The 5,236-nt window shown below is 74.6% G+C and carries 7 protein-coding genes; 5 read left to right on the plus strand and 2 right to left on the minus strand.

The window, feature by feature from the left end:
- The 5 genes from K6U79_10915 to K6U79_10935 form a co-directional block, all read left to right on the plus strand.
- Positions 1-419: hypothetical protein (locus tag K6U79_10915; GenBank protein MCL6522862.1), on the plus strand; the 419-nt coding region annotated here is incomplete at its 5' end.
- Positions 416-1,165: a cytochrome c biogenesis CcdA family protein gene (locus K6U79_10920; protein ID MCL6522863.1), complete on the plus strand. Its 750-nt coding sequence runs from the start codon at positions 416-418 to the stop codon at positions 1,163-1,165. The genes K6U79_10915 and K6U79_10920, both read left to right, overlap by 4 nt.
- Positions 1,166-1,252: 87 nt before the next feature.
- Positions 1,253-2,413, plus strand: coding sequence for a TlpA family protein disulfide reductase (locus tag K6U79_10925; protein MCL6522864.1), 1,161 nt, complete (start codon positions 1,253-1,255; stop codon positions 2,411-2,413).
- A gap of 85 nt (positions 2,414-2,498) precedes the next feature.
- Positions 2,499-3,284, plus strand: a complete 786-nt coding sequence (locus K6U79_10930; protein MCL6522865.1) for an SDR family oxidoreductase — start codon at positions 2,499-2,501, stop codon at positions 3,282-3,284.
- A gap of 99 nt (positions 3,285-3,383) precedes the next feature.
- Positions 3,384-4,349: a nitronate monooxygenase gene (locus K6U79_10935; GenBank protein MCL6522866.1), complete on the plus strand. Its 966-nt coding sequence runs from the start codon at positions 3,384-3,386 to the stop codon at positions 4,347-4,349.
- Positions 4,350-4,395: 46 nt separating this feature from the next.
- Here K6U79_10935 and K6U79_10940 read toward each other — a convergent pair whose 3' ends face one another.
- Complete coding sequence (locus K6U79_10940; protein MCL6522867.1) at positions 4,396-4,902, minus strand: OsmC family protein; 507 nt, start codon at positions 4,900-4,902, stop codon at positions 4,396-4,398.
- Between the two features lie 81 nt (positions 4,903-4,983).
- Positions 4,984-5,236, minus strand: a 253-nt coding sequence (locus tag K6U79_10945; protein ID MCL6522868.1) for a hypothetical protein, incomplete at its 5' end; no start/stop codon positions are given.

Raw genomic sequence — 5,236 nt, forward strand, 5'->3', positions numbered from 1 at the left:
CGGCGGCCGGCGATCTCTACGTGGTCCTGGCCGGCTGGGACGGCTCCGGGCGGGCGGGCCTGGAGATCTATGTCAATCCGCTGGTGGACTGGCTCTGGCTGGGCGGCCTGCTCCTCATCCTGGGCACGGCCTTCTCGCTCTGGCCGCGGCCCGCCGTCCGCCTGGCGGCGGTGGACCCCGAGCGCGAGCGCCTCTTCGGCCTCCTGCGCGAGCTGGAGTACGACCGCCGCATGGGCAAGCTGGACGAGGAGAGCTACGCGCGCCTCCGCGCGGAGTACGAAGACCAGGCCGCGCGGATCCTCGAGGAAGCGCGCGAGCGCGAGCGGCGGCGCCGTGAGGTCGAGGCCTGGCTGCTCGGTCGCCGGGCCGCCGCGCAGCCGGCGGCCGGCGAGCGACCCGTCTCGGAGGTGGTCCCATGAGCCCGGCCGGCGTCTCCTACGCCGTCGCCTTCCTCGCCGGCCTGACCTTCTTCTTCTCCCCCTGCGTCTGGCCCATGTATCCCTCCTACCTGAGCTACATCGCGGGCGCGGGGGCGGGCCAGCTCGCCGGACGCGGCGCGGGCAGGCAGGGGGCAGGCCGCGCGCGAGCGCGCCTCCTGGGGCGGGCGCTGGCCTTCGTCCTCGGCTTCTCGCTGGTCTTCGTCGTCCTGGGGGCCACCGCCAGCTCCTTCGGCCAGCTGCTGCTGGCCAACCTGCCGCGGTTGCGCAAGGTGGCCGGCGTGCTCATCGCCTTCTTCGGCCTAGCCATGACCGGCTGGCTGCGCATCCCGCTGCTGGAGCGAAGCTGGCAGCCACTGGCGGAGGAAGGGGCCGCGCCCGGGCGCGCGGGCAGCTGGCTGGGCGCCCTGGCGCTCGGTGGCGCCTTCAGCATCGGCTGGACCCCGTGCGTGGGACCGGTCTTGGCCGCCATCCTGCTCTACGCCTCCACCCAGGCCTCGCTGGAGCGGGGGGTGGCGCTCCTCGCTACCTACTCGGCTGGCATGGGACTCCCCTTCCTGGTCCTGGCGGCCGGCTTCGAGTGGCTCTGGCCGCGACTCTCCGGCCTCCACCGCCACCTGCCGACGGTGCAGAGGGTGGCGGGCCTCCTGCTGGTGCTCCTGGGCGTCCTGGTCTACACCGACTGGCTGACGCAGATCTCCTTCCGGCTTTTCTATCTCTTCTCCTGACCGGCTGCGCCGGGGAGGAGCGCCGTGGGAGCACCGCCGTGGGAGCACCGCATCCGGTGCCCTTCGAGGTGGCGCGAGGAGGCGAGGGTGACGCGACGCTGGACGACGTGGTTGGCGTTGGGGGTGCTGCTCCTGGCGCTGGTCGGCGCCTTGCTCTTCAGTCGCGGGGGCGGTCGGCCGCGACTGGGCTCGACGGCTCCCGACTTCACGCTGGAGCGGCTGGACGGTGGCACGCTCCGCCTCGCCGACCTGCGCGGGAAGGCGGTGCTGATCAACTTCTGGACCAGCTGGTGCCCGCCCTGCCGCGAGGAGACGCCGGCGCTGGCCGCCTTCGCGCAGCGTTACGGGCGAGAGGTGGTCGTGCTGGGCGTCGACGTGGCCGAGACGGCGGCGACGGTTCGCGCCTACGTGCGCTCGTCCGGGATCGGCTACCCCGTCCTGCTGGACCGGGACAAGTCGATCTCCCACCTCTACGGCCTCACGGGCTACCCCGAGTCGTGGTTCGTCTCGCCCGACGGCCGCCTGAGCGCCTTCTACTCAGGCCCCCTGACCTTCGAGGAGATGCAGAGCCTGGCGGCCAGGGCGCTGGGACGGCCGCTGGACGCAGGCGGGGTGGGCCCGGTCCGCCCTGGTGACCGGCTGATGGCGCTGGCCGCGGCGCCGGACGGCGGCCTGGCGGTGGTGACGGGGCGCGGTCGCTGGGAGCGGGCGCGAGACGGCCGCTGGATCCTGCTGACCTCCGCACCCGCCGGAGAGGGAGGGCAGGTGCCCGGCGGCCCGCAGGCCCGTTCGGCCGACGGTCGCTGGCTGGTGCGCTGGCAGCCCGGCCGGGGGCTCCTGGCCGGGCCCCCGGAGGGGCCGCTCTCGCCCCTGGCCGGCAATCTGCCCGCCGACGCCCAGGTGACGGCGCTGGCGGTGGAGACGACGCCCGAGGGGGGCCTGGCGCGGATCTGGGTGGGTACCGCGGGGGGACTCTTCCTGGTTGCCCCGGACGGGCGCACCCGTGCGGTGAGCGGTTTCGACCGGAGCGCCGAGGCGCTGCTCGTGCTGGGGTCGGGGCGTCTCCTGGTGGCCAGCGACCGGGGGCTCTGGCAGGCGGAGGCCGCCTCGGCCAGCGCGCGAACGGTGGAGGCGCCGGCGCGAGCCTTCGTCGCCCTCACCCGCGCAGGTGGCTATCTCTGGGCGGGGGCGCCCAACGGGGATCTCTACCGTTCGCAGGACGGCGAGCGCTGGGAGTGGTCGCCCTGAGCGGGCAAGTGGTGGGAATGCCTGCCGGGAGCCGGAGGAGCGGCCGGGCGCGGCGGTGAAAGGAACGACGGGAGGTGGGCCGCGCTTGGATCTCGGTCTGAAGGGGCGGGTGGCGGTGGTGACGGCCGCCAGTCAGGGGCTGGGTCGTGCCGTGGCGACGGCCTTCGCGGCGGAGGGGGCGCGCCTGGCCATCTCCAGCCGGAGCGAGGCGGCTGTGGGCGAGGTGGCGAGGGAGCTGGAGCGAGAGTACGGCGCCGAGGTGCTGGCCATGGCCTGCGACCTGCGCGACGCGGCGGCCATCGAGCGCTTCTTCGCGGCCGTCGGCGAGCGCTACGGGCGCATCGACGCCCTCTTCACCAACGCCGGCGGACCGCGCACGGGCGGCTTCGACGAGCTGGGCGACGAGGACTGGCAGGCGGCCTTCGAGCTCAACCTGCTGAGCGTGGTGCGGAGCCTGCGGGCGGCGCGGCCGTGGCTCGAGAAGAGCGACGCGCCGGCGGTGGTCAACGACGTCTCCACCTCGGTCAAGCAGCCCATCGAGGGGCTCACCCTCTCCAACGTGCTCCGGGCCGGCGTGGTGACGCTGACCAAGAGCCTCTCGCTGGAGTGGGCGCCCCGCATCCGTATCAACGCCCTGGCGCCCGGGCGGATCGCCACCGAGCGGGTGGCCGAGCTGGATCGCGACCGAGCGGCCCGCCAGGGGAGTACGCCGGAAGCGGTGGCCGCCGCCTATGTCCGGAACATCCCGCTGGGCCGCTACGGCCAGCCGGAGGAGCTTGCGCGCGTGGCCGTCTTCCTCGCCTCGCCGGCGGCCAGCTACGTCAACGGCCAGTTCGTCTTCGTCGACGGCGGCTTGGTGCACGCCCTCTGAGAGCTCGACCGGCCGGGAGTGCGGGACGGCTCCGCCCTGGCCCCCGCCGGCGGGTGGCGGCTCGGGGCCGAGCGGATCGCAGAGCGGGGGTGACGTGGGCTGAAGACGCGTCTGACGGAGCTTCTGGGGATCCGGCGGCCGGTCGTCCAGGGCGGCCTGGCCTACCTGGCCCGCGCCGAGTTGGCCGCGGCGGTCGGCGAGGCCGGGGGACTGGGTCAGGTGACGGCCGCCACGTTGCGCACACCCGCGGCGCTGCGCGAGGAGGTGGCCAGGCTCCGCCGCATGACGCGGGCGCCCTTCGGCATCAACTTCGCGCTCGGGCACTGGGAGTTCGAGGCGATGCTCGAGGCGGCGCTGGAACTGGAGCCCGACGTGATCAGCATCACGGGCGGCAACCCCGAGCCGGTGCTGCGCCGCATCCAGAACTGGCCGGGTCGCCGCCCGCGGAGCCTCGTCCTCGTCTCCAGCGTGCGCCAGGCGAAAAAGGCCGAGTCGCTGGGGGCGGACGCGGTGGTCGCCGTCGGCGCCGAGGGCGGCGGACACATCGGGAGGGACGACACGAGTACGCTGGTCCTCGTCCGCGAGGTCGTCGAGGCTGTCCGGGTGCCCGTGGTCGCCTCCGGCGGGATCGTCGACGGGCGGGGCTTTGCCGCCGCCCTGGCGCTGGGCGCCGACGGGATCGAGATGGGGACGCGCTTCGTCGCCACCCGCGAGTCGCCCGCCCACCCCGCCTACAAGCAGGCGCTGGTCGAGGCGGGTGAGGCGGCGACGACGCTGATCGAAGTCTCGCTGGGCCGGCCCGGCCGGGCTCTCAGGGGCGCCTGGGTGGAACGAATCCGTGCGGCCGAAGCCTCCGGGGCGCCGGCGGAGGAGATCCTGCCGCTGGTCAGCGGCGAGCGGAACGCGCGCGCCGCCCTGGAAGGTCTGCTGGAGGAAGGCTTCGCCTGGGCCGGCCAAGGCAGCGCCCTGATCCGGGACGTCCCCAGCGTCGCCGAGCTGCTCGACCGCATCGAGGCGGAGGCGCGCGAAGCCGCCTCCCGTCTCCGCCTGCTCCTCGAAGGGTGAGGGGACCGGGGTCGCACCGGCTCCCCTCCCTCGCGCGGGCGCCGGCTCAGGCGGTGCCGCGTGCGGCCACCCGGGAGGGCTCGTACTCCAACTCCGCGCCGTTCAGTTCGACCCGCGTCTCGACCGAGGCGGTCTGCGCCAGCATGGCCAGGACGCCGCAGTACTTCTCCTGCGAGAGACGGACGGCCCTCAGCACCCGCGCGGGCTCCAGCGCCCCCCGGAAGCGGTAGACCAGGCGCAGGTGGGTGAAGACCTTGGGGTCGCCCGTCGACTGTTCGGCCTCGATCTCCACCGTGAAGGCCTCCAGGGGCTGGCGCATCTTGTCGAGGATGGAGACCACGTCGATGCCCGTGCAGCCGCCAAGGCCGGCCAGGACCGCCTCCTTCGGCCGCACGGGCGCGGGGGCCGACGCCTCGTCCACCTCCTCCAGGCTCCGCCCCCCCGCTCCCTGCACCTCGCCTGCGGCGCGGATCTCGACGCGACCGCCGCTCCCCGTCCGCGCCACGAAGCCGGTACCGCCCCTCCACTCGACCGTCGCTGCCAGTGCCGCCATCTTCCGAGCCTCCGCTCCTTCCCGCTGCACTTCCCCGGAGGGCCGATGGCCCGGCCGCCAGGTGGCTTCAGGATAGCGCACTCAGCCCCCCGACCGCACGGGATCGGCCTCGGCCGGCGCCTCCGCGGCCACCGGCCGCGCCAGGCGGCTGTGGCGGCGGCCGTAGAGCAGGTAGATCGCCAGGCCCAGCAGAAGCCAGCCGGTGAAGACGAACCAGGTGAGACGCGGCAGGTTGGAGGCCAGCCAGAGCGCGGAGAGCCCGGCCAGGGCCGGCAGCCAGGGGACGGCCGGGACGCGGAAGGGCCGCCGCCATTCGGGATGGCGGCGGCGCAGG

Source organism: Bacillota bacterium, from assembly GCA_023511835.1.
Classification (GTDB): Bacteria; Bacillota; Sulfobacillia; order JAIMAT01; family JAIMAT01; genus JAIMAT01.

Bases quoted from the DNA above. Each gene is read 5' to 3' on its own strand.
- K6U79_10940 (MCL6522867.1), bottom strand. From the start codon at position 4,902: ATGGCGGCACTGGCAGCGACGGTCGAGTGGAGGGGCGGTACCGGCTTC.
- K6U79_10920 (MCL6522863.1), top strand. From the start codon at position 416: ATGAGCCCGGCCGGCGTCTCCTACGCCGTCGCCTTCCTCGCCGGCCTG.